Raw genomic sequence first — 20882 nt, 5'->3', positions numbered from 1 at the left:
GTTCTCCCCCGGTCGGCGCCCGCTCAGTCCGCGTCGTGCTCGTGCTCGTGCTCGTGCTCGTGCTCGTGCCCGTGCCCGTGTCCGTGCTCGTGCCCGTGTGCCTCCCCCTGCTCCCCGCCGTCCGGCGAACCCCCCATCATCCGCAGCATCGCCGGGCCGCCGGTGCGCAGGAACCGTACGACCAGCGCTGCGGCCAGCAGCAGGAAGGCGATGTTGAGGTACGTGGTGTAGTTCCAGCTGATCCCGTCGTCGGGGATCTTCGCGTCGGCCTGGTCGGGGACCAGCCCCAGGCCCCCGAAGACGAGCTCCACGACATAGCCGGCCACCGCCATGGACACGAAGAAGGTGCCCAGCAGGAAGGCGGCCATCCGGGCGCCGTAGTACTTCCGGTAGATGTTGAGGATCGGCAGGATCAGCAGGTCGGCGTAGATGAAGGCGATGACGCCGCCGAAGCTGATGCCGCCCTTCCAGAGCACCACGGCCAGCGGCACGTTGCCGATGGAGCAGACGAACGAGGCGATGGCCACCAGCGGCCCGATCAGCGGTCCGGTCAGTTTGGCCGCGAGCGGATGGCCGGCCAGGAAGAAGCTCCGCCAGAAGTCGTCCGGCACCCAGGCGGCGATCGCCCCGGCGATCAGCAGGCCCGCCACCAGGTCGCGCAGGATCGCCGCCCACTCCATGACGAAGATGTGGGAGACGGACGTGAACCCGTCCCGGGAGAGCAGCCGGCGGACGAAACCGCCCTCGCCGCCCACGGACATGTCCATCGCCGCGTGCCCCTCCATGGAGCCCGCCAGCCCGCGTTCGGCCTGATCCCGCGCCCGGCGCAGCAGCCGCTCCCGCAGCAGGACGCGGAACAGCACGGCGAGGACGACGATCATGATCGGGCCGCCGACGAACTCCGCGGCGGTGAACTGCCACCCCATCAGCAGGGCCAGGATCACGCCCAGTTCGATCACGAGGTTGGTGGAGGCGATCTCGAAGGCCATGGCCGCGGTGAAGTCCGCGCCCTTGCGGAAGAGGGAGCGGGCGAGGGCGACGGCGGCGTAGGAACAGGACGAGGAGGCGGCGCCGAACCCCGCGGACAGCGCGAGCGTACGGGGCCGGTCGTCCCCGAGCAGCCGGACGACCGTCTCCCGGCGCACCACGGCCTGCACGACCGCGGAGAGCGTGAAGCCGAGGATCAGCGCCCAGGTGATCTCCCAGGTCATCGCCCCGGCGATGGAGAGCGCGTGCCCGACCGCATGCATGGTGTCCGCCCTTCGCAGCCGACCGCGACCATTTATATACCCCTGGAGGGTATGAGGCCAGTGGTGTCACGGCATCCGGGTGGTGGACATCTCCTGCCCGCGCGCCGGCGGCAGTAGACTCCGGCTGCCGTCCCGGCTGCCACGGCCGCCAGGGGCTTCGCAGGTCTTCGGGGGTCGTCGGGGGTCTTCGGGGGGAGAGTCGCATGCTCTGGTCTCGGTTGCGCCGCGGGCGGTCGGCCCCCAGGCTCCCGCTGCCCGGCCCCTGCTGGCACCGGCGGCACACCCTGCGTACGGAGCGACTCCTGCTCTACACCCCGGAGACGATGCTGGACTTCCTCGCCGCGGTGGCCGCCGCCTCGGACCCCGAGGCCCAGCGATGGCTCGGCTGGGGCGTACGCAACGTCGTCGACGCGCCCGCCCGTGAGGAGCTGCTCCGGCTGCGCCCCGGTGACACCGACGCGCTACGGGCGTCCAGGACGGCCGGGCGCCTGCTGGCCCAGCCCTACGAGCCCCGCCCCGGCGGGGAGGAGATGCTGATCGGCGTATGCCTGGACGACGGCAGATACGCCGGGGCCACGGGGCTGGCCCCCGGCACCGGGGAGGTCGGCGGATGGCTGGCGCCCCACGCCCGTGGCCTGGGGCTCGGCACCGAACTGTTCCGGGCCGCCGTGGTCCTCGGCCACGCCCACCTGGGGCTGCGGACGCTGCGGGCGGGATACGAGCCGGCGAACACAGCGAGCGGCCGGGCCCTGGCGAACGCCGGCTTCGTGGCGGCCGACGGACCGCCACGCCACACCCTCCCGGACGGCCGCGAGATCGACGCCCGCTGGCTCCAGCACACGACGACGGCCCCGCCCGTCCGCTGCCCGGGCGCCGCCCCGCTACCTGCGTGAGCCGCACCCCGGGCAGAAGGCCGCCCCTTCCGGCACCACCGCGGAGCAGGCGGAACACCGCTCGGACTGGGCCAGTTGATGCCCGCAGCCGGGGCAGAACGCGGCTCCGCGGGTCTCGGTACGGCAGTGCGGGCAGACCAACTGGCGGGGCGTGCTGGGGTCGTAGCCCTGTCCGGCCTGCTGCCCCGCGGCGTACGCCCGTTGCGAGGCCATGTCGTTGAGGCCGCGCTGCTGGGCCGCCATCGCCTCGGCCGCCGTGTCCGGAGCGCAGCGCAGACACAGCCCCTGGGCCGCGTTCCAGCAGCGGCCGCACACGTAGTCGGTGCAGCGCGCGCAGCGGTTGAAGTGCCCCTGGGCATTGTCGATCGCCCGCTGGAACGCCTCGTCGCGGGCCCGCCCGTAACCGGCCCCCGCCAGCCCGTCGGCCGCCGACGTCAGCCCGGTACCGGTACGGCCGAGCATCCCCCAGGCCACGTCGACCCCCTTCTTGAGCCAGGTGGCGGCCCGCTCTCCGGTGTACGGCTCGAAGGGCGAGCGCCAGGTGTCGTAACAGCGCGCGCAGGAGAACTCGAACTGGAACCCGGCACCGGTCCCGTTGCGCTCGCACAGGTCCCGGTAGTTGTTGCTGAAGTAGATCTCGGCGCTCATGTGGTCCCCCCACAGGTCAGGCCATCGGCACACATGCCGTACGACGCAGGGGAAACGGTACTGGTTCTGGCCAAAGGTGCCGAGATCAGGCCATGGCCTGAGACCGTGATCTCAGGCCATGGCCCTTGTACGGCCCTTGTGGCGGAACCGGCCGGAGTGGCTACCAGCCGACGGCGACCAGGAGCCACTGCGGGTTGGCGTGGGAGACGAAGGAGGACTGGCCCGCCACGTCGTCGTAGGGGAAGCCGTAGGCGAGGTGGTTGATGGCGTTGTCGTGCCAGAACTTGGCGTAGTAGTTCGCCGGTGCCGCCGTGTAGAACTGGGCCGGGTCGGACTGCTGAGAGGCCGGCAGGGTGGCGACGTGGCGGTTGAGGGCGGCGCACGTGTTCGGGTCGGCCGCCAGGGAGGCCGCGCAGCCGAAGATGTCGGAGGTGGCCGCGGTCACGCCCACCGACTGGGCGTACGACGTGAAGTAGTTCGCGTTGGCGCCGCCCGCGCGGAAGCTCGGGTCGCTGCCGGGCGCGATGATCCGGTACGGGGCCTGGGTCTGGGCCAGCACCTTGAACTGGCTGGGAACGGCGTCGGTGAAGCGCTGGAAGGTGGTGGCGCGGTCCTCGGCGAACGTCTGCCGGTTCTCGCCGACCTCGGTGTCGTAACCGTCCTTGGTGTGCAGGCGCATGGCCAGCTTCAGGCCGAAGGCGTCGACCCGGGTGGTGTTGCCGTTGAAGACGTTGTTGCCGACCGTGAACTCGATGAAGTCGTAGTACGCGCTGGTCGGCGAGCCCAGGTAGAAGTACATGCGGCCCGCGGAGTTGGCCGGCATGTCGAGGTAGGGCTGCTCGGCGATGGAGTGCGTCTGGCCGTTGAAGCTCCAGTACACCTGGCTGTCGGGGTACTTGCCGTTGGTGCGGTTGAGGATCTTCACCTCGACGGCGTTGTTCGCGGCGGGGATGTCGCTGGTGCCGCCCCAGAAGTCGTCCGGCGGGGTGGTGGATCCGGGGCCGTAGACCTGGAACTCCCACAGGGAGTAGCCGTACTGGGTGCCGCGCGCGGTGCCGTAGAGGCGGACGTAGCGGCCGCTGCCGGTGACGGCCAGGCTCTGGGTTCCGCCGGTGGCGGTGGTGGTGGAGTAGACGGTGGTCCAGGTGGTGGCGTCGGTGGAGGTCTGGATCTGGAAGGCCTTCGCGTAGGCGGCCTCCCAGTTCAGGGTGACGCTGCTGAGCTGCTGGACGGACCCGAGGTCGACCTGCAGCCACTGCGGGTCGGAGAAGGCCGACGACCAGCGGGTGCCGGTGTTGCCGTCGACCGCCGCGCTCGCGGGGAAGGACGCGTTCTCGGTCGAGGAGGCGGTGGCCGGCCTGCCCTGGGACAGCAACTGGTCGGCGGCGTGCGCGGCGGGCGCCGGTGCGAGCACCGCGAAGAAGGCGGCGATCAGGACGACGACCAGTCCGAGAGCCGTGCGCGGGCGTACGGCGCCGGCCGGTGGCCTGCGGGTGGGTGCGCCGACGGAACTCTGCATGCGGGTCTCCTCAAGCCGGTTCGGCGTGCGTGGGGATGGAGCAACAGCAGACATGAGAGCGCTCCCTCGGGTTGTAGACCCAGCACTGCCCGCCGTCAACAACTGAAGCCGAAATCAATCGGGTTGAGCCTCACGGACGGCGCGACGCAGATCCCGGCCCTCCTGCGGCGCGCGGCACGCCCGCCGAATTCAGCTTCCGACCGCTTGGGCGGCCCCAAGTCGCCGCGTTTTTACAACCCTTGACGCAACCGGTACGGACCTTTCCACGCGCCGCCACACTGCCGCTCGGGGAGGCGGGGAGGCGGGGAGGCGGGGAGGCGGGGAGGCGGGGAGGTGGGGCGGCGGGGCGGCGGGGCGGCGCGGCGGGGCCCGGTGTCTGCCGCCGCCGGCGTCGTCGTGCCGGTCGCCTTCCGGCGTCCGGTGTGACGCGGGATCAGTCCTTCTCGTCCTCGCCGCGCTTGTTCTTCCCCTTCTTGGGGTCCTGCTGCTTGTCCGGGCCGTTGCCGCCGCCGGTCGGCGGAGGGGTCAGGGCCGAGGGCGTGGCCGCCGGGTTCGTGGCGCTGGGCGGATCGGTCGGCGGTGTGTCCGCCGAGCTGTGGTCGGGGGAGAACCACGCGATGCCGACCAGCAGCGCCGCGAGGAAGACCACCACGGCCGCGACGGCGCCCACCGCCCTCGACCGCCGTACGCCGCCGAAGGCCCGGCCTCCCGTTCGCTGACGACGCCGCGCCCGGTGGGCCGGAGCGGTGCCGCCGGCGGCGGACGGGAAGGCGTAGGTGGTGACGGAGCCGGGGGGTGCGTTCGTTCCGGGCCACGCCTCCGCGAGCTCCCCGGAGGTGTTGGTACGCGGCTCCGGCCCGGGGCGCGGCGCGGCTGCCGGGAGCGGCTCGGGACGTCCCCGCCAGGAGCCTGCGGCGAACCATTCGGCCGTCTGCCGCGCCGTGGGGCGGTCCTCGGGCCGCTTGGCGAGGAGACCGAGCAGGTAGTTCTCGAAAGCGGGCGGCAGCCCGACGCCCAGCTCGCGCGGCGGCACGGGGGCCGTGTCGAGGTGGTGGTGGAGGACGGCGATCGGGCTGTCGGCGTGGAACGGCGGCTGTCCGGTGAGGAGCTGGTAGAGCACGCAGCCGAGCGAGTAGACGTCGGACGGCGGTCCGGCGGGCTGACCGAGGGCACGCTCGGGGGCGATGTACAGGCTGGTCCCGACGATCTGACCGGTCGCGGTGAGTGCGCCACCCGGGTCGTCCATGAAGCGGGCGATACCGAAGTCACCGATCTTCACGGATCCGACGGCGTCGAGGAGGAGGTTGCCGGGTTTGATGTCGCGGTGCACGATGCCCTGTTCGTGTGCGACGGCGAGCCCGGCGGCCGCCTGCGCGGCGATGCGGGCCACCTCCTCGGCCGGCAGGGTTCCCATCTGGGCGAGCACGCGGTGCAGACTGTCGCCCTCGACCAGCTCCATCACCAGGAACAGGCGGCCCTCCTGCTCGCCGAAGTCGACGACGCCGACCACGTTGGGGTGCCGGAGCCGGCCCGCGGTCTGGGCCTCCAGGCGGAAGCGGGCGGCGGCGGTGGGGTCGGTGTGCTGGGCGAGCAGGAGCTTGACCGCCACCGGTCTGCCGGACATCTCGTCGTAGGCCCGCCAGACCTCGCCCATCGCGCCTCGCCCGATGGCGGTCTTCAGCCGGTACCGGCCCGCTATCAGCACCTGTTCCTTCATCCTCACACAGTGAGACGACTCGACCGCTGTCGGCCATGTCCCGGTGAGAGGACGGATGTTGGTGGGTTGCCGCAGCCTCCCCACTCTACTGGCGGACGGACGGCGACCGACCGCGAATCCGCACTGGCGTGTGAGCTGATCCGGGACGTGAAAGGGCCGCCGAGACTTCCGGGATCATGCACTGCGCTGTCGTTGGCGCGGTGTCACCCTTGCGCCTGCGGCACACGAAGCGTGGCCGTCGGGGGATCTGCAGAGGCGGGCGAGTGCAGTGGGGGACTTTCTGGGGGCGGTCACGGCGTTTCCGACCGTGGTCTTCAGCTTCGCGCTCTTCGTGGTGGCGGTCTACTGGCTGCTGGTGCTCCTGGGGGGTGCCCACTTCCATGGGGCGCGCGGAGGACACCACGGCCACGGCCACGGGCATGGCGGGGGACGCCATGGCCACGGGGGACTGCAGAAGGTGCTGGGCCTGGGCGGGGTACCGATCACCGTGGCGGTGTCGCTGGTGGTCGCCTTCGCCTGGTTCAGCGCGCTCAGCGGCCGGGTCGTGTTCGGCAGCGGTCACGGGGGAGTGCTGCTGCCGGCCGCCCTGGCCGGCGGGTGGGCGGGGGCGCGGCTGCTCGCGTGGCCGTTGCGGCGGCTGATGCCGGCCCCCGCCCCGCCGCCCTCGCGCCGGGACTTCGTCGGCCTCGGCTGCGTGATCCGCACCGGACGGGTCGGCCCCGACTTCGGACAGGCCGAGGTCCGTGCGGCCGACGGCTCCTCCGCGGTCGTACAGGTCCGGCAGAGCCTCGACGACGCGGCAGGGCCGGGCGGCGTGCTCCGCACCGGGGCGTCGGCACTCATCTACGACTACGACGACGCGGGCGAGTACTTCTGGGTCATGCCCGCGGTGCCTGCCTCCGGCTGACGCGACAACACCCCGCGCTCGTCAGGGCGTTCCGCACGCCCGTCGTTCTCTCATCCATCCACGGCAAGGTCGTCCAAGGGAACAGCCATGTCTGTCGTCACTATCGGAATCGGCGTGCTCGTCGCCGTCCTGCTGCTCATCGGCCTGGGCACGCTGCTGCTCTTCGGCCGGCTGTTCCGCAAGGTGGTCCAGGGCGAGGCCCTGATCGTCTCCCGGCCCAAGAGCGTCGACGTCACCTTCACCGGTGCCCTGGTGCTGCCGATGATGCACCGGGCGGAGGTCATGGACATCTCGGTGAAGACCATCGAGATCATCCGCACCGGGCGGGAGGGCATGATCTGCAAGGACAACATCCGTGCCGACATCCAGATCACGTTCTTCGTGCGGGTCAACAAGACGGTGGAGGACGTCGTCAAGGTCGCCCAGGCGATCGGCACGGAGCGGGCCAGCCACCAGGAGACCCTGCAGAACCTGTTCAGCGCGAAGTTCGCCGAGGCGCTGCGGACGGTCGGCAAGCAGCTCGACTTCGCCGACCTCTACACCAAGCGCGAGGAGTTCAGGGACCGCATCGTCGCGGCCATCGGTACCGACCTGAACGGCTACCACCTTGAGGACGCCGCGATCGACCACCTCGAACAGACCCCGCTGAACCAGCTCGACGCGTCCAACATCCTGGACGCCCAGGGCATCCGGAAGATCACCGAACTGACGGCGCTGGAGCACATCCGCACCAACGACTTCCAGCGCAACGAGGAGATGGAGATCACCCGCCAGAACGTGGACGCGCGCGAGGCCGTCCTTGAGCTGGAGCGGCGGCGCGCGGAGGCGGAGATCCGGCAGCGCAAGGGCATCGAGACCCTGCGCGCCCAGGAGGAGGCGGCCACCGCGCAGGTCCAGGAGGAGGAGCGGCTCAAGGCGCACAGCGCCCTGCTGCGGACCGAGGAACTGCTCGGCGTCCAGCGGGAGAACCAGGTGCGGGAGATCGCGGTCGCCGAGAAGAACCGGGAGCGGGTCCTCGCGGTCGAGAGCGAGCGCATCGAGAAGGACCGGCTGCTGGAGGTCGTCAACCGGGAGCGGGAGGTCGAGCTCGCCCGGGCGGAGAAGGAGAAGCAGGTCGAGGTGGAGCGCCGGAGCGTGGCCGACGTGGTGCGCGAACGCATCGCGGTGGACCGCACGGTCGCGGAGCAGGAAGAGGAGATCAAGCGGGTCCGGGTCGTCCAGGAGGCCGAGCGCACCCGGCAGACCGTGATCATCGCCGCCGAGGCGGAGGCGCAGGAGCAGCTGGTCAAGGACATCAAGGCGGCCGAGGCCGCCGAGCAGGCCGCGCACCTGCGGGCCAGGGAGCAGCTGGTGCTGGCCGAGGCCGGGCAGAAGCGCGCGGAGCTGGAGGCCGCCGCCGACATGCGCCGGGCGGAGGGCGAGCGCGCCCTGGCCGGGGCGGCCGGCCTGGCCCAGGCGGAAGTGGCGGAGCGGCAGGCCATGGCCGAGGCGGCCGGCGTGCGGGCCCGGCTTGAGGGCGAGGCCGCGGGTCTGAAGGAGAAGGCGGAGGCCGTCGAGAAGGTCGGGTTCGCCGAGGCCGCGGTCGCTCAGAGCAAGGCGAACGCGGAGGCGGCGGGCATCCGGGAGCGGCTCCTCGGCGAGGCCGCCGGTCTCAAGGAGAAGGCGGCGGCGATGGCCGCGCTGGACGAGGTGTCCCGGACCCACGAGGAGTTCCGGCTGCGGCTGGCCGCGGACAAGGAGGTCCGGATGGCCGCGCTGGAGGTCCAGAGCAAGGTGGCCGAGGCCCAGGCGGCGGTGCTGGCCGCCGGACTGGAGAGCGCGGACATCGACATCGTCGGCGGCGACAGCGTGTTTCTGGAGCGGCTGGTCGGTGCGGTGTCCTTCGGCAAGGCCATCGACGGCGCGGTACAGGGCTCGGAGACGGTGCAGGCCCTCGGGGCGGACTGGCTGAACGGCGAGAAGAGCTTCAGCGGCGACGCGACGGAGGTACTGCGCTCACTGGCGGCCGGCGGCCCGTGGAACCTGGCCCTGCTGATGAAGCTGCTGGGCGGACAGGCGGCCGACGGCACCGCGCCGGTCGACCCCGTACAGCTCGCCAACGGTTCAGCCAAATAGCGCGACGACGGGGGCGCCCTCGAACGAAGGCGCCCCCGAAGGGGCGCGAGGCTGTATTGATATGCGGCTGCCGCCGCGCGGGCGCGACCAGCCACAACGGTGCCGCAGACAATCGACGGCGCAACGCGGCAACGGTTCAGCGAAATAGCGCGATCACGACAGCGCCCCGTAAGGGGCGCGGGGCTGTAATGATATGCGGCTGCCGCCGCGCGGGCGCGACCAGCCACAACGGCGCCGCAGACGACCGACGACGCAACGCGGCCAGGAGGAACGGAAAGCAACCATGGGCGTCGAGGACGGCACCTACCAGATCCTGCGGGCAAGGCTCGCCGACCGCGCCGCGGAACTCGGCCGACAGGCCGCCTCGCTGAACTCCCGGCGACAGGACGCCTTCGGCTCCCGCCCGCTGGAGCTGGCGGGCTCGGCCCGGCCGCGCACCGGCGGCGAGGGCACCGCATGCGGCGTGGTCGCCGTACGGCCCGACGTCCTCCTGCTGGGGACCTCGGCGCCCGGCCTCGACGCGGGCCTGCTGTCGCTGCACACCCCGGACGGCTCGGCCCTGGGGCCCGAGAAGGTCCCCGGCCTGCTCGACGACGAGCGGTTCCACCGCGACCTGGCCGAGCTGCTGCGCTACTACCGGGACGCGCGCCTCACCGATCTGCGGCGTACGGCGTCGGGGCGGCTGCTCGCCGTGTTCCGCACCGGCGAGAACGAGGGCGATCTACGGGTCCTGAGCTGGCAGTTGGCGGCGGACCGGGTCGAGTACCTGGGCAACCACGGTGAACGCGACCTGCCGCAGCCGCCCGTCTCCGAGTTGCCGTGGACGACCACCGGACGCGAGCACCACGCGGACGGCAGGATCCTGATCGAAGGCGGCGAGGGCGCGGTCTCGGTCGCCACCACCGGCGGCAGCCTCACGGTCCGGGCACACCCCGGCGACCGGCCGCTGTTCCAGGAAGCGGTCGACGAACCGCTGCAGAGTCTGGCCGACGCCACGGTCGCCTACGCCGCGACCGGCCCCCTGCTGCTCCTGCGGATCCGCCCCTACAACGAACCGGCGGACCGCTACCTGGTCGTCAACACCCGTACCGGTTCGGTGCGCCGCCAGGACTCCGTCGGCCGCGGTGCCAGGCTGCTGCCCGCCGAACAGGGCCTGATCTTCCCCGGCGGCTACGAGCTGGCGGACGGAAGTCATCGGGCCTTCCGCATCGGCGGCGGCGCGGGAGGCGCTGCCGCCGATGCGGGCGCCGGTTCCGCCGCGGACGAGCTGCGCTTCGACGCGGTGCTCCCCTCACCCAACGGCGAGGACCTGCTCTACGTCCTGCGCCGGCCGGGCCGTGCCCAGGTCCTGCTGCTGCCATGGAACACCGTCCGCCGCGAGGCCGCTAGCGCCCTGCAGGGCGCGGCGTACGCCCTGCTGCCGGACGGCACCCTCGTCCTGCTCAGACCGGACCACGAGCCCGTGCGCACGCACGAACTCCAGCTGTGGCAGACCCCTTTCCAGTCCGCCGAGTACGCCGCCGCCCAGCCGGTCGGCGACGGCCCGCTGGCCCGGATCGGCAACGCCGACCTGGTCGGAGGCATCGCCGACTGCCTGGACGTGGTCCGCAGCGCGACCGCCGCCGCACAGGAGAACCGGACGACGGCATCCCCTGAGCTGATCCTCGACGCCTGCGCCAAGGCGGCGGACCGCCACTACTGGCTGGCCGACACCGGCCTGCTCGAACCGCTCACCGAACTGCGGGACGCCGCCGAGCAGTTGGCCGCCGAGCAGGCCAGGGTCCGCCAGCTCGCCGCCCGCGCCGCGCAGGCGCTGGACGAGGCGCGTGCGGAGGCCGCCGCGCTGGTCCGCCGCTCCCACGGCGAACCGCCCGCCGACGCGGACGCCTGGACCGTACTCCTCGCCGAACTGCGCCGGGCCCAGGGCCGCACCCGCACACTGCGCGAACTGCCCCAGCTCGACCTGGCCGCACTGGAGCGGGTCGAGGCCGACCTGGCCGCCGAGCTCGCCGCGGCGACCGAGCGCGCCTTCGCCTTCTTCGCCGGTCCCGACGCCTTCGCCGCCCCCCTCGCCGCCGCGCGGCACGCCGCCGGGGAAGCCGCCTCGATCGCCACCGCCGCCGAGGCCGCACGGCTCGCCGACCGCCTCACCGAGCAGGCGGACGCCCTGGCCACCGTCACCGACCTGGTCACCGGCGCGGCCGATGCCGATCCGGGTGCGGGAACGGCCGTACTGCTGGCCATCGGCGAGGTCCTGGCGGCGGTCAACCGGGCCCGGGCGGTGCTGACGACCCGCCGCCGCGCCCTGCTCGACGCCGAGCACCGCGCCGCGCACGCCGCCGAGTCGGCGCTGCTCGCCCAGGCGACGACCGCCGCCCTGTCCGCCGCCGACACCCCGGCCGCCTGCGACGACCAGCTCGCCCGCCTGCTGCTGCGGGTGGACGCGCTGGAGGCCCGCTTCGCCGAGGCCGAGGACCTCGCCGCCGACCTGGCCCTGCGCCGGGAGGAGATCCGGCAGGCGTTCGCCGCCCGCCGCCAGACCCTGCTGGACGAGGCCGCCGCCCGCGCCGACCGGACCGCCGCCTCCGCCCGGCGGGCCCTGGACGCGCTGCGCCGCAGGCTCGCCGGGCTCGGCTCGGCGGTCGACATTCACGCCGCGCAGGCCGCCGACCCGATGGCGCTGCGCATCCGCGCCGCCGCCGGGGAGCTGCGCGACCTCGACGACCAGGTGCGCGCCCAGGAACTGGAGGACGGCCTGCTCGGCGCCGTCCGCACCGCCCTGCGCGAGCTGCGCGACCGGGCCGACCTGTCCGAGGACGGCGGCGCCACCGTCCGCCTCGGCCGCCACCGCTTCGCCGTCCGCCGCGAACCGGTGGAACTCACCCTCCAGCCGGACGGCGACGGCCTGGCCTTCGTCGTCACCGGAACCGGCTACCGCCGGTCCGTCGGCCTCCCCGAGCTGCTGGCCGGCCGCGAGTTCTGGACACAGCCCCTGGTCAGCGAGTCACCGACGCTCTACCGCGCCGAGTACCTGGCCGCCTCGCTGCTGTCCACGGCCACCGGTGAACCGGGTGAACCGCTGCTCGACCAGGTCCGCCGCGCGGCCGAGCGGGGCTACGACGAGGGGTACGAGCGCGGCGTCCACGACCACGACGCTGCGGCCATCCTCGACGCGCTGCTGCGGCTGCGGGCCGGCGCGGGCCTGTTGCAGCACCCCGCCGAGGTGCGCGCCACCGCCCAGCTGTTCTGGGCCCACGGCGCGACCGACGCCCAGCGGGCCGCCTGGCAGCGCCGCGCCCGCTCCCTGGCGCTGGCCCGCGTCCACTTCGGCCCCGCCGGCGCGGCGACTGCTTCCTCCGACCTCGCGGCCGAACTCACCGACGCGGTAACCGAGTTCACCGCCGCCACCGGCCTGCCCCCGGCGCCGCGGGCGGGCGACTACCTCCAGGCGGAACTCGCCGACCCGCACGACGGATTCGCCACCGGCATCGCCGCGCGCACCCTCCTCGACGGCTTCCGCCACACCGCCGCCGCCCCCCTCCTCACCGCGGACCTGGCCGCGCTCGACACCGACCTGCCCGCACGGCACCAACTCGCGGCCGCCTGGCTGGGCTCGTACGCGGACACCTATGTGGACGACGGCGAGGGCGTGCCGGAGGCCGTGGCGCACCTGTGCGCACCCGACCTGCCGCGCTACGAGATCACCGCGCCCGTCGGCGAGACCGTCGACGGCCTCCTCGGCACCCACCCCCGCGTCCACGAGGGCCGGCTGACCGTACGCATCGACGAACTCCCGCACCGGGCACGGACGTTCCGGGAGGTGCGAGCCCCGGCCTTCCGAGCCTTCCAGCGACAGCGCGCGGACGTCCTGGCCGCCGAGCGGGCCCGGCTGCGCCTGGACGACCACCGCCCCCGCCCGCTCGCCGGCTTCGTCCGCAACCAGCTCATCGACCGGGTCTACCTCCCCCTGGTCGGCGACAACCTGGCCAAGCAGCTGGGCACGGTCGGCACACTCGACACCACCGCCGTCCCCACCGACCACAGCGGCCTGCTGCTGCTCCTCTCCCCGCCCGGCTACGGCAAGACCACCCTGCTGGAATACGTCGCCGACCGCCTCGGCCTGCTCATGGTCCGCGTCGACGGTCCCGCGCTCGGCACCGGCACCACCTCACTCGACCCGGACCGCGCCCCCGACGCGGCGGCCCGCCGCGAGGTCGAGAAGATCGTCTTCGCTCTGGAGGCAGGCAGCAACGTCCTCCTCCACCTCGACGACATCCAGCACGTCTCGGCCGAACTGCTCCAGAAGTTCATCCCGCTGTGCGACGCGCAGCGCCGCGTCGAGGCCGTCAGCGACGGCGTCGCCCGCAGCTTCGACCTGCGCGGGCGCCGTTTCGCCGTCTGCCTCGCGGGCAACCCCCACACCGCGAACGGGCAGCGCTTCCAGATCCCCGACATGCTCGCCAACCGCGCCGACGTCTGGAACCTCGGCGAGGTGCTCACCGGCCACCAGGAACTGTTCGCCCTCTCCTTCCTGGAGAACGCCCTCGCCGCCAACCCGGTGCTGGCCCCCCTCGCCGGAACCGGCCCGGCCGACCTCGGCCTGCTGACCGCCCTGGCCGCCGGCGACCCGGGCGCACAGGCCGACCAGCTCACCCACCCGGTGCAGGACCTGGACCGAGTACTGGCGACTCTCACTCACCTGCGCCGAGTCCAGCGGACCGTCCTGGCCGTCAACAGCGCCTACATCGCCTCCGCCGCCCAGGAGGACACCGACCGCCTCGAACCGCCGTTCCTGCTCCAGGGCTCCTACCGCACCATGGCCCAGCTCGCCGCCCGGATCGACCCCGTCCAGAGCGACACCGAGGTCGAGGCCCTGCTCGACGACCACTACCTCGCCGAGGCACGGACCCTGGGCAGCGCCGCCGAGGCCAACCTCCTCAAACTCGCCCGACTCCGCGGCAGGTCCACCCCCGAACAGACCTCCCGCTGGCACGCACTGTGCGCCGCCTACCCCTCCGCCACCTAGCCGTCCGCCGACTGGTCCGGCTAGCCGTCCGCCGACTGATCCGGCCACCCCAGCAGCCGCGCACCGAACACCGCCGTCTCCAGGGTGTAGCGCTGCAGCGCGTCGTCCGGATCCAGTCCCGTGAGCCGTACGATGTGCGCGATGCGGTACGCCAACGCGCGCACACTCAGCCCGAGCCGCCGCGCCGCCTCCGCCGCGACATAGCGCGACTCCGCGTAGGCGGTGAGGGTCTCCAGCAGCAGCTGAGCCCCTCCGCGCGCCTTCCGCAACGGGCCCAACACCCCACGCACCAACTCCTCCAGGGCCTCCCGGTCGCGCAGCAGCACCGGCAGGACCAGCAGATCGGCCGCGTTCAGCAACTTCCCGTCCAGCCCCAGCTGGGCCGCCTGCTCCAACGCGTTCCGCGCCTCCTCGTAGGAGTGCACGACACCGCCGGGCCCGCTGTGCGGACGGCCCACCACGACCCGCCGCCCCTGCGTCAGCTCCGCGAACGCCCTGATCGCCGCGGGCTCACCCGGGCCGGCGGGCACGATGCACACCAGCCGCCCGTGCTTGACCGCGAGCAGGACCTCCTCCTCACCGAACCGGCCGAGCAACTGCCGCTCCAGCGCCCGCACCTGAGGGTCCTCCAGGTCGTAGCCATCCCCCTCGGCGACCGCGACGACATGCGCACACGCCAGATTGAGCCCGAAACGCTCGGCGTGCTCGGCCAGCCGCCCCAGGTCGCTGCGGCTGCTCAGCAGGTCCGCCACGAACTCCCGCCGCCCGGCCTCCTCCCGGCGCAGCCGCTCCCGGTAGGCCCGGCCGTGCCCCGTGGCGAGCGCGGCCACCGCCGCCCGCAGCGCCGCCATCGACGCCGCGTCCACCGGCTGCCCCTCCCAGACCCTGCCGGTAGCGGCAAGCCGCTCGTCCACCAGCTCGGCAAGCCCCCGCCCCTCCTCGGCGGCCCGGTCGCCGTACTCGCGAAGCGACTCCAACTCCGCACGTCGCAGCCGCCGCCCGCTCCTGGCCACGTCCTCCAGCAACCGCGCCCACGAACCGTCCTCGGCCCCGGCGGACACACCGGAACCCGCTCTGCCCGTAGCCAACTCCCGCTTCCTCCCCCACACCCTGCGACAGCGACCTGCCAGCGTACGCCGCACCGCGAACACACAACACCCGAGGTGACGTTCGCGCATCCGGCCGCGTCCGTCCACCGCCCCCCGGCCGTGGTCCGTCGCAGGGGCGACGCCCGCCCCGGCCGTCCTGTCCGTGTGCGACGGTCTTCCCGAGCCACGGCCTCAGGCCTCGCTGCGTTACCCGCAGCACCTCACCCGGGGCAGCTCGTCAGCTCGTTCGATCACCACGAGACCCCAGCCTTCCCGACGGACCGCGCCGAACGTGCCGCTCACGGCTCGGGGATCCATTCCACGGGAGGGGGTGTGCGGCTGTAGCGGGCTCCCCTGGTGCCGTAGTGGGCGAGGTGGAGGGTCTCACCGTCGATCTGGATCTCTTCCGGCGGAGGGTTGGGAACGGAGATCCGCGGGTGGGCGTAGGGGTGACCCTCGATGAAGAGAGGCTCCCGGTGACCGTTCTGGCCGTCCGCCCAGCTCTGGGCCCGCTCGCGGGTCCACGGGTTCTGCAGGGTCCGCGGGGCGGCCGGATCGTGGTCGTAGCCGTTGAGGCTGCGCACCAGAGCTTCGCTGTAGACACCCTTGACCCGGAAGTTCTCCAGGTCCTCCGCGCGTACGATCATCCTGACGTACCGGCGGCTGTTGCCTCGATGCCGGCCCACCGCAGGCCAGCGGCCCCAGCCGGGGTCCCAGCAGACGGGCGGGAGCCACAGCAGGGCACCTGCGCGGAAGTGCTTGGTGCCGTGCTGGATGTCGAGGCCGCTCTCGCCGTGCGTGGTTTCGCGCGCCACGTTGGCCACCAGGCACCAGCCCAGCAGCCCGTCCGGCGTCTCTTCTCCGGCGGGTCCCGTGTCTGTCACGCCGAGAATCCTGCGGCACGAGACGGGCCGCGATCCACCGCTTATCAGCTGAGCCGACCGGAACGCCCCCTCCGCTGGCCACCAGCCGCAGAGGACATCGCCCTGACGGCACGACGGGACGCCTTTGCGGACGGTGCAATCGTCGACGTGGGCGACCCTCGTCCGTGAGATCCTCGGCCGCCCCCCCCCGGATGCCCAGGACGGGCGGGGGAGAGGATGCGACGCTGGAGTGGGGGGCCTGCGAGTGGAGGTCCGAGTGCGTCTCATCCGGTCCGGGGCCCTCTCCTTCGGCCTGGCGACCATGTCCCGGTGCGGCTCGATGGATGCGACGCAGAATCGTGCGGTCAGTCTGTGAGCCCGCTGACCAGGGCACCGCTCACCGAACGTCGCCAGGCGGCCTTACCGCGCGGATCCGGCCCGCCGGGACCAGGACCGCGCGACAAACCCGGAAGGCAGGTGCGTCCCATGCGCACGTCGATCCGTATCGCCGGTGCCCTCACCGGCCTGACCCTCACCCTCGGTGGTGCGGTCCTCGCCGCTCCCGCGGCCCGGGCGGACATCCCCGCCTGCACGAAGATGGCCGAACTGGCCGGTGCCACCGCTTCCGACTCCGTCACGGCGGCCTGCAGCCGTGGCGTGGTCGGAGACCTGCAGAGTTGTGTGTCCGGGCTGACCGGGGCCGGAGTGGCGGGCGGCGCCGCGACCGGTGCCTGCCGGGCGGCGGCCCACGAACCGCGTTAGACGACCGCGCGCGGCAGCCGCCCCCCTCACCCCCCGGCCTGCCCGGACACAGCGCGGCCCAGGTGGGCAGTCTCGACGCCAAGGGACATCGACGCCGTCGCCCCGCTCCTGCCGACGCGGCCGGTCGAGGTCGGTGACGTCATGCCTCTCCGGGGCCGGGCAGTCACCGCCAGGGCGCGGCGCCCAGCCTCGCCTCGCGGGCCTCATGCGGAGCGCCCATGCTGAGTAGGAGGGCGCCGTCGTCCTGAGACTTGTCCTTCCCGAAGGCCGAACGAAGGCGCCTGAGAGGACGAGGAAGTCATGCGCATGCGAAGAATCCTGGGCCTCGCCCTGGCCGCGGCAACCCTTGCCGGCGTGAGCGCCGTCGGCGCTGTCAGCGCCGCGGCCGCCTCGTCTCCGAACATCTCCAGAGACGACTGCACGGCCGCCGGCGGACAGATCGTTTCACGCCCCTACGCGGGCTACTCCTGCGCGCTGCCCGACGGGACCACGCAGGCGATCACTTGACGGCGGTGAGAGCGGTGTTCAGGACGGCGCCTGAACGGCCTCGGCCATGTCGTCATACAGTGACCGACGTGGTCGTTCGCATGCCCTGGCTGTATTGATGCGGATTTCCCAGCGGCATTGACCACGAGGGTCGTTGACACTCGGCAGGTCTTGAACAGGCGCAGAAGAACGAGCAGTGTGACCGCCCCGCTGCCCGCATCGAGGTGCCGGCATCGCCGACCGGCACGCGGCCCACGGCCCTCTCCGGGGACCTACGAGACGGCGACGTAACAGCACGGCCAAGGAGCCGACCGGCACGGTGCACCCGCCGGTCGGCTCCGCCGTGCTCCTCTCCTCGACGATCCCGGGGACGACTCCGTCCTTCGGCCCATCAAGGGCACCGGCTGCAACGCCGAAAAGGACCAGGCGGAGTCGCCCCACCCTCGTGTTCCGGTACGCCTCCGCGCCCCAGGCCGCCCCGATCCCGGCCGACAGGCCCGGAGGAGATCCCGCATGCGCGTCTTCCTGCCCCTGACCGCCGCAACCGCCGCCGCGCTCCTGCTCGTCACGATCACCGGCGCGACTCCCGCCGCAGCAGACGCAGCAGACCGGAACCCCGACGACACACCACTGGTCAAGGTGTCCCACGGCGACCCGTACGCGAAGTGCACCATCGGAGCGAGGTCCCCCGACAGCGTCGTCTACCCGGCCACCGAGGTCGAGCCGTACCTGTCCGTCGATCCGCGCGACCCCAAGCGCGTGGTCACGGTGTTCCAGCAGGACCGCTGGAACGACGGCGGCGCCCGTGGCCTGGCGGCCGGCTGGACCACGGACGGCCGCACCTTCCACCAGAGCACGCTGCCGTTCAGCCTGTGCGCCCCCGGCGGCGCGGACTACGAACGGGCCACCGACCCCTGGGTGAGCACCGGACCGGACGGCACGGTCTACGCCGGCGGGGAGGGCGTCGACTTCACGAAGAGCACGCGCACCGCCCTCCTGGCAGTCACGTCCCGCGACGGCGGCCGCACTTGGCAGAACCTCACCACCACGCACGTAGACGAGCAGCCGTTCTTCAACGACAAGCCCTCACTCACCGCCGACCCGATCCGCAAGGGCACCGCCTACCAGGTCTGGGACCGCCTCGACAACGACCCACCCGGCCCCAGCTCCCTCGACGGTCCCGGCTACATCTCCCTCACCCGCGACGGCGGCCGCACCTGGAGCAGGGCCCGGCCGTTCGTCGACACCAGCGCCGTGCCCAACACCCAGACCATCGGCCATCTGATCGTCGCCGACCGGCGCACCGGCACCCTGTACGACTTCTTCGACCGGATCACCCACTCCGACGACCTGAGCACCGTCGTCGAGGCCCGCTACGAGGTGGTCACCTCGACCGACGCCGGAGAGACCTGGAGCGCCCCGGTCACCGTGGCCCGGGACACCTCCGTACCGGAGGTCGACCCGAACGATCCCACCAAGCTGCTGCGCGACGGGACCACCCTGCCGAGCCCGGCCGTCGACCCCGAGACAGGCGCGCTGTACATGGCCTACGAGGGCTCGGACTTCTCCGGCGGAAAGTTCGACTCCGTCCAGCTTGTGCGGTCCACCGACGGCGGACGCACCTGGGGGACCCCGGAGCTGATCAGCCCCAAGGGCGTTCCGGCCTTCTCACCGTCGATCGCGGTCGCCGAGCGGGGCACGGTCGCGCTCACCTACTACGACCTGCGCTTCCTCAAGCCCGGCAACACCACCACCCTGCCCACCGCCTACCAACTGGCCACGCTGCAGCACGGAAACCCGAAGCTCCGGACCGAACGACGGATCTCGCGGGTCTTCGACTGGCTGCAGGCACCGTTCTCCGGGGGCTACTTCCTCGGCGACTACCAAGGCCTGGCGGCAGACGGCAAGGGAGTACGGCCGGTGCTCACCGTGACCAACTCCGGTGCACCACAGAACCGTACGGACGTGTACACCAGCAGTCTCCGCACCGGCTGACCGACCCGGACGCCGTCGGCCCGACCGCCGACGGCTGCACTGGCCTCTCCCGGCCACGCTCGTGCGGGAGCGCCCCGCGGCGCGTGGCTGCGGGGCGCCTTGTGGGGTTCAGTCGACCGTCTCCCCGTCGTGCGTACCGCCCTTGCAGAGGTTGCCCGGCTCATTGATCGCGGGAATTCCGCCGCCCTGCCTGCACTCGGAAGGGGTGACGGAGGATGGGGCACCCTGTGCGGTGGCGGCGCCTGTGAGGCCGATTCCGGCGAGGGCTGCCGTGGCGAAGACGGCGGCGAGGATTCGTCGAATGCGCATGTGGTTCCCCTTTCACGCATTGCCTCGATTGGGGCACTAGCCAGCTTGATCTTCACCCATGTGGGTGGCACGTCATGTTGGGCCATTCGGGTGACAGTGCCGTCGGGTGCGGGGTCGGTCTCGGTGTACTCGAAGAGCACCTGCGCTGGCAGAAGCAGGAGCGGGCTTTCGTGTCCCTGCTCTCCGGCCACGGCATCCCGCTGGAGCGCATCGCGCTCCTGGTCGGCCACAGCAGCCAGGCCACCACAGAGGCGGTCTACCGGAAGCAGCACCGGCCCGTGATCACTGAGGGGGCCGAAGCGACGGATGGCATCTTCGCCGAAGACGCGACAGAGGCCAGGGAGTAAATCTACTCCCTGGCCTCTGACCAGCGTCGGGGTGGCGGGATTTGAACCCACGACCTCTTCGTCCCGAACGAAGCGCGCTGCCAAGCTGCGCTACACCCCGGTGTCGCTGCTTTGCTGCTTGTCGCGGCGACGTCGTTTACTTTAGCCCACCGGTGGCCGGAGACGAAATCCGGTTTAGGGGCGGCGTCCGACCGGGTTCGGGCGGGCGTGGTCCAGGGCTACCAGGAGGACTGCCAGGGCGTAGACGGAGAGCCCCAGGAGGAGGGCGTTGGCGAGGATGGCGCGGTAGCTGTGCTGCTCGGCGTCCAGGAAGGGATAGAGGTAGCGGCCCGGCGTGCCGGGGAGGACCAGCTCCGCCCGGACGAGGGTGAAGGTCAGGTACGCCAGGGGGTACAGCATCCACGCCGGCGTCTGGCGGAGGTGGAGGCGGCCCGGGGGTGTGAGGACGAGCCAGTCCAGGACTGCTGCCGCGGGGGCCGCCGTGTAGAGGAGCTGCAGGGCCAGCCACTGGCCGTGCCAGGCCGCCGGGAGGTGTGTCGAGCCCGTCATCGAGAACGGGGGTGTGGTGTGGCCCAGGAGCAGGTGGTAGACCAGGGCCGAGATCACGGCGTAGAGAAGTGCCGCGCCGGTCAGGGACGAGGGCAGGGGGCGGCCCGCCTGCCAGGCTCGGCGGGCCGAGGCGAGGCTGACCAGGATCAGGAGCACCGCCGCCTGGACTCCGAAGTAGCTCATGATCCGGTCCGGGCTGCCCAGCAGCAGCTCCAGGGCCACGCCCGCCGCTGCCAGCGTGGCCGTCACGAGGCGGAACACCGCGGTCACGGGGCGGCGGACGGGAGCGACCACCGCCGTCGCCGGAACGTATCCCGGCAGTAGTACGGGCGTGCCCGGGACCGCGGGGAGGTCGGGTATGTCCCTGGGTATCGGAGGAGTCGTCGTCATGCCCTCAAAGTAGGGAGA

Annotated in this window: 15 protein-coding genes, 1 tRNA gene and 1 pseudogene; 8 read left to right on the top strand and 9 right to left on the bottom strand. The window is 72.4% G+C overall.

All coding sequences use genetic code 11. The features are described from left to right. Positions 1–23: 23 nt before the first annotated feature. Positions 24–1250: a permease gene (locus SSP29_RS08945; RefSeq protein WP_089100011.1), complete on the bottom strand. Its 1227-nt coding sequence runs from the start codon at positions 1248–1250 to the stop codon at positions 24–26. Positions 1251–1453: 203 nt separating this feature from the next. Between SSP29_RS08945 and SSP29_RS08940 the strand changes: the two genes are divergently transcribed. Continuing rightward, on the top strand, positions 1454–2143 hold the full coding sequence (locus SSP29_RS08940) for a GNAT family N-acetyltransferase (protein ID WP_089100010.1): 690 nt from the start codon (positions 1454–1456) through the stop codon (positions 2141–2143). On the opposite strand, the gene SSP29_RS08935 is transcribed toward SSP29_RS08940, so the two are convergent. The 3 genes from SSP29_RS08935 to SSP29_RS08925 form a co-directional block, all read right to left on the bottom strand. Continuing rightward, on the bottom strand, positions 2132–2791 hold the full coding sequence (locus tag SSP29_RS08935; RefSeq protein WP_089100009.1) for a zinc ribbon domain-containing protein: 660 nt from the start codon (positions 2789–2791) through the stop codon (positions 2132–2134). The two genes, SSP29_RS08940 and SSP29_RS08935, sit on opposite strands and share 12 nt — an antisense overlap. Before the next feature lie 160 nt (positions 2792–2951). Continuing rightward, entirely contained in the window at positions 2952–4310 is a 1359-nt protein-coding gene (locus SSP29_RS08930; RefSeq protein WP_089100008.1) for a beta-1,3-glucanase family protein, read from the bottom strand. Between the two features lie 433 nt (positions 4311–4743). Continuing rightward, positions 4744–6015, bottom strand: a complete 1272-nt coding sequence (locus SSP29_RS08925; protein WP_174855953.1) for a serine/threonine-protein kinase — start codon at positions 6013–6015, stop codon at positions 4744–4746. Positions 6016–6295: 280 nt separating this feature from the next. On the opposite strand from SSP29_RS08925, the gene SSP29_RS08920 reads away from it, so the two are divergent. The 3 genes from SSP29_RS08920 to SSP29_RS08910 all read left to right on the top strand — a co-directional run bounded on the left by SSP29_RS08920 (position 6296) and on the right by SSP29_RS08910 (position 14075). Beyond that, the gene (locus SSP29_RS08920; protein WP_089100006.1) at positions 6296–6934 is read left to right on the top strand and encodes a hypothetical protein; all 639 of its coding nucleotides are present in this window, start codon (positions 6296–6298) and stop codon (positions 6932–6934) included. Positions 6935–7021: 87 nt separating this feature from the next. Next, a complete protein-coding gene (locus tag SSP29_RS08915; protein WP_150133810.1) occupies positions 7022–9049 on the top strand; it encodes an SPFH domain-containing protein in 2028 nt (675 codons plus the stop codon). A 283-nt stretch (positions 9050–9332) separates the two neighbouring features. Next, positions 9333–14075 carry a DNA repair ATPase gene (locus SSP29_RS08910; RefSeq protein WP_167449886.1) on the top strand — a complete coding sequence of 1581 codons (4743 nt, stop codon included), beginning with the start codon at positions 9333–9335 and terminating at the stop codon, positions 14073–14075. 20 nt (positions 14076–14095) lie between these two features. Here SSP29_RS08910 and SSP29_RS08905 read toward each other — a convergent pair whose 3' ends face one another. After that, a complete protein-coding gene (locus tag SSP29_RS08905; RefSeq protein WP_245883051.1) occupies positions 14096–15163 on the bottom strand; it encodes a PucR family transcriptional regulator in 1068 nt (355 codons plus the stop codon). Positions 15164–15462: 299 nt separating this feature from the next. Then, positions 15463–16047: a hypothetical protein gene (locus SSP29_RS08900; protein WP_089100003.1), complete on the bottom strand. Its 585-nt coding sequence runs from the start codon at positions 16045–16047 to the stop codon at positions 15463–15465. A gap of 465 nt (positions 16048–16512) precedes the next feature. Here SSP29_RS08900 and SSP29_RS08895 point away from each other — a divergent pair, with 465 nt between their 5' ends. The 3 genes from SSP29_RS08895 (at position 16513) to SSP29_RS08880 (ending at position 19269) form a co-directional block, all read left to right on the top strand. Next, positions 16513–16788 (top strand): hypothetical protein, encoded by a 276-nt coding sequence (locus SSP29_RS08895; protein WP_089100002.1) that lies wholly within the window; start codon positions 16513–16515, stop codon positions 16786–16788. A gap of 300 nt (positions 16789–17088) precedes the next feature. After that, complete coding sequence (locus tag SSP29_RS08890) at positions 17089–17295, top strand: hypothetical protein (RefSeq protein ID WP_089100001.1); 207 nt, start codon at positions 17089–17091, stop codon at positions 17293–17295. A 492-nt stretch (positions 17296–17787) separates the two neighbouring features. Continuing rightward, on the top strand, positions 17788–19269 hold the full coding sequence (locus SSP29_RS08880; protein WP_089100000.1) for a sialidase family protein: 1482 nt from the start codon (positions 17788–17790) through the stop codon (positions 19267–19269). A 108-nt stretch (positions 19270–19377) separates the two neighbouring features. Here the strand turns inward: SSP29_RS08880 and SSP29_RS08875 are convergent, their stop codons facing one another. Further along, the gene (locus SSP29_RS08875; RefSeq protein ID WP_089099999.1) at positions 19378–19578 is read right to left on the bottom strand and encodes a hypothetical protein; all 201 of its coding nucleotides are present in this window, start codon (positions 19576–19578) and stop codon (positions 19378–19380) included. Between the two features lie 125 nt (positions 19579–19703). On the opposite strand from SSP29_RS08875, the pseudogene SSP29_RS08870 reads away from it, so the two are divergent. Further along, a pseudogene (locus SSP29_RS08870) lies at positions 19704–19925 on the top strand (site-specific integrase); the annotation flags it as partial. A 26-nt stretch (positions 19926–19951) separates the two neighbouring features. On the opposite strand, the gene SSP29_RS08865 reads toward SSP29_RS08870, so the two are convergent. Together SSP29_RS08865 and SSP29_RS08860 are read right to left on the bottom strand one after the other, a co-directional pair. Continuing rightward, a tRNA-Pro gene (locus SSP29_RS08865) sits at positions 19952–20025 on the bottom strand. Between the two features lie 74 nt (positions 20026–20099). Then, positions 20100–20864, bottom strand: coding sequence for a Pr6Pr family membrane protein (locus tag SSP29_RS08860; protein ID WP_089099998.1), 765 nt, complete (start codon positions 20862–20864; stop codon positions 20100–20102). Positions 20865–20882: the final 18 nt, after the last annotated feature.

Origin of the sequence: Streptomyces hyaluromycini (assembly GCF_002217755.1) — a bacterium.
Taxonomy (GTDB): domain Bacteria; phylum Actinomycetota; class Actinomycetes; order Streptomycetales; family Streptomycetaceae; genus Streptomyces; species Streptomyces hyaluromycini.
Note: the sequence above shows the minus strand (reverse complement) of the source record. Positions and strands in the feature narration are given on the sequence as shown.

Excerpts from the sequence above, each read along its gene's own strand:
- SSP29_RS08945 (WP_089100011.1), bottom strand. The coding sequence starts at position 1,250 with ATGCATGCGGTCGGGCACGCGCTCTCCATCGCCGGGGCGATGACCTGG.
- SSP29_RS08940 (WP_089100010.1), top strand. The coding sequence starts at position 1,454 with ATGCTCTGGTCTCGGTTGCGCCGCGGGCGGTCGGCCCCCAGGCTCCCG.
- SSP29_RS08935 (WP_089100009.1), bottom strand. The coding sequence starts at position 2,791 with ATGAGCGCCGAGATCTACTTCAGCAACAACTACCGGGACCTGTGCGAG.
- SSP29_RS08930 (WP_089100008.1), bottom strand. The coding sequence starts at position 4,310 with ATGCAGAGTTCCGTCGGCGCACCCACCCGCAGGCCACCGGCCGGCGCC.
- SSP29_RS08915 (WP_150133810.1), top strand. The coding sequence starts at position 7,022 with ATGTCTGTCGTCACTATCGGAATCGGCGTGCTCGTCGCCGTCCTGCTG.
- SSP29_RS08910 (WP_167449886.1), top strand. The coding sequence starts at position 9,333 with ATGGGCGTCGAGGACGGCACCTACCAGATCCTGCGGGCAAGGCTCGCC.
- SSP29_RS08895 (WP_089100002.1), top strand. The coding sequence starts at position 16,513 with ATGCGCACGTCGATCCGTATCGCCGGTGCCCTCACCGGCCTGACCCTC.
- SSP29_RS08890 (WP_089100001.1), top strand. The coding sequence starts at position 17,089 with ATGCGCATGCGAAGAATCCTGGGCCTCGCCCTGGCCGCGGCAACCCTT.
- SSP29_RS08880 (WP_089100000.1), top strand. The coding sequence starts at position 17,788 with ATGCGCGTCTTCCTGCCCCTGACCGCCGCAACCGCCGCCGCGCTCCTG.
- SSP29_RS08875 (WP_089099999.1), bottom strand. The coding sequence starts at position 19,578 with ATGCGCATTCGACGAATCCTCGCCGCCGTCTTCGCCACGGCAGCCCTC.
- SSP29_RS08860 (WP_089099998.1), bottom strand. The coding sequence starts at position 20,864 with ATGACGACGACTCCTCCGATACCCAGGGACATACCCGACCTCCCCGCG.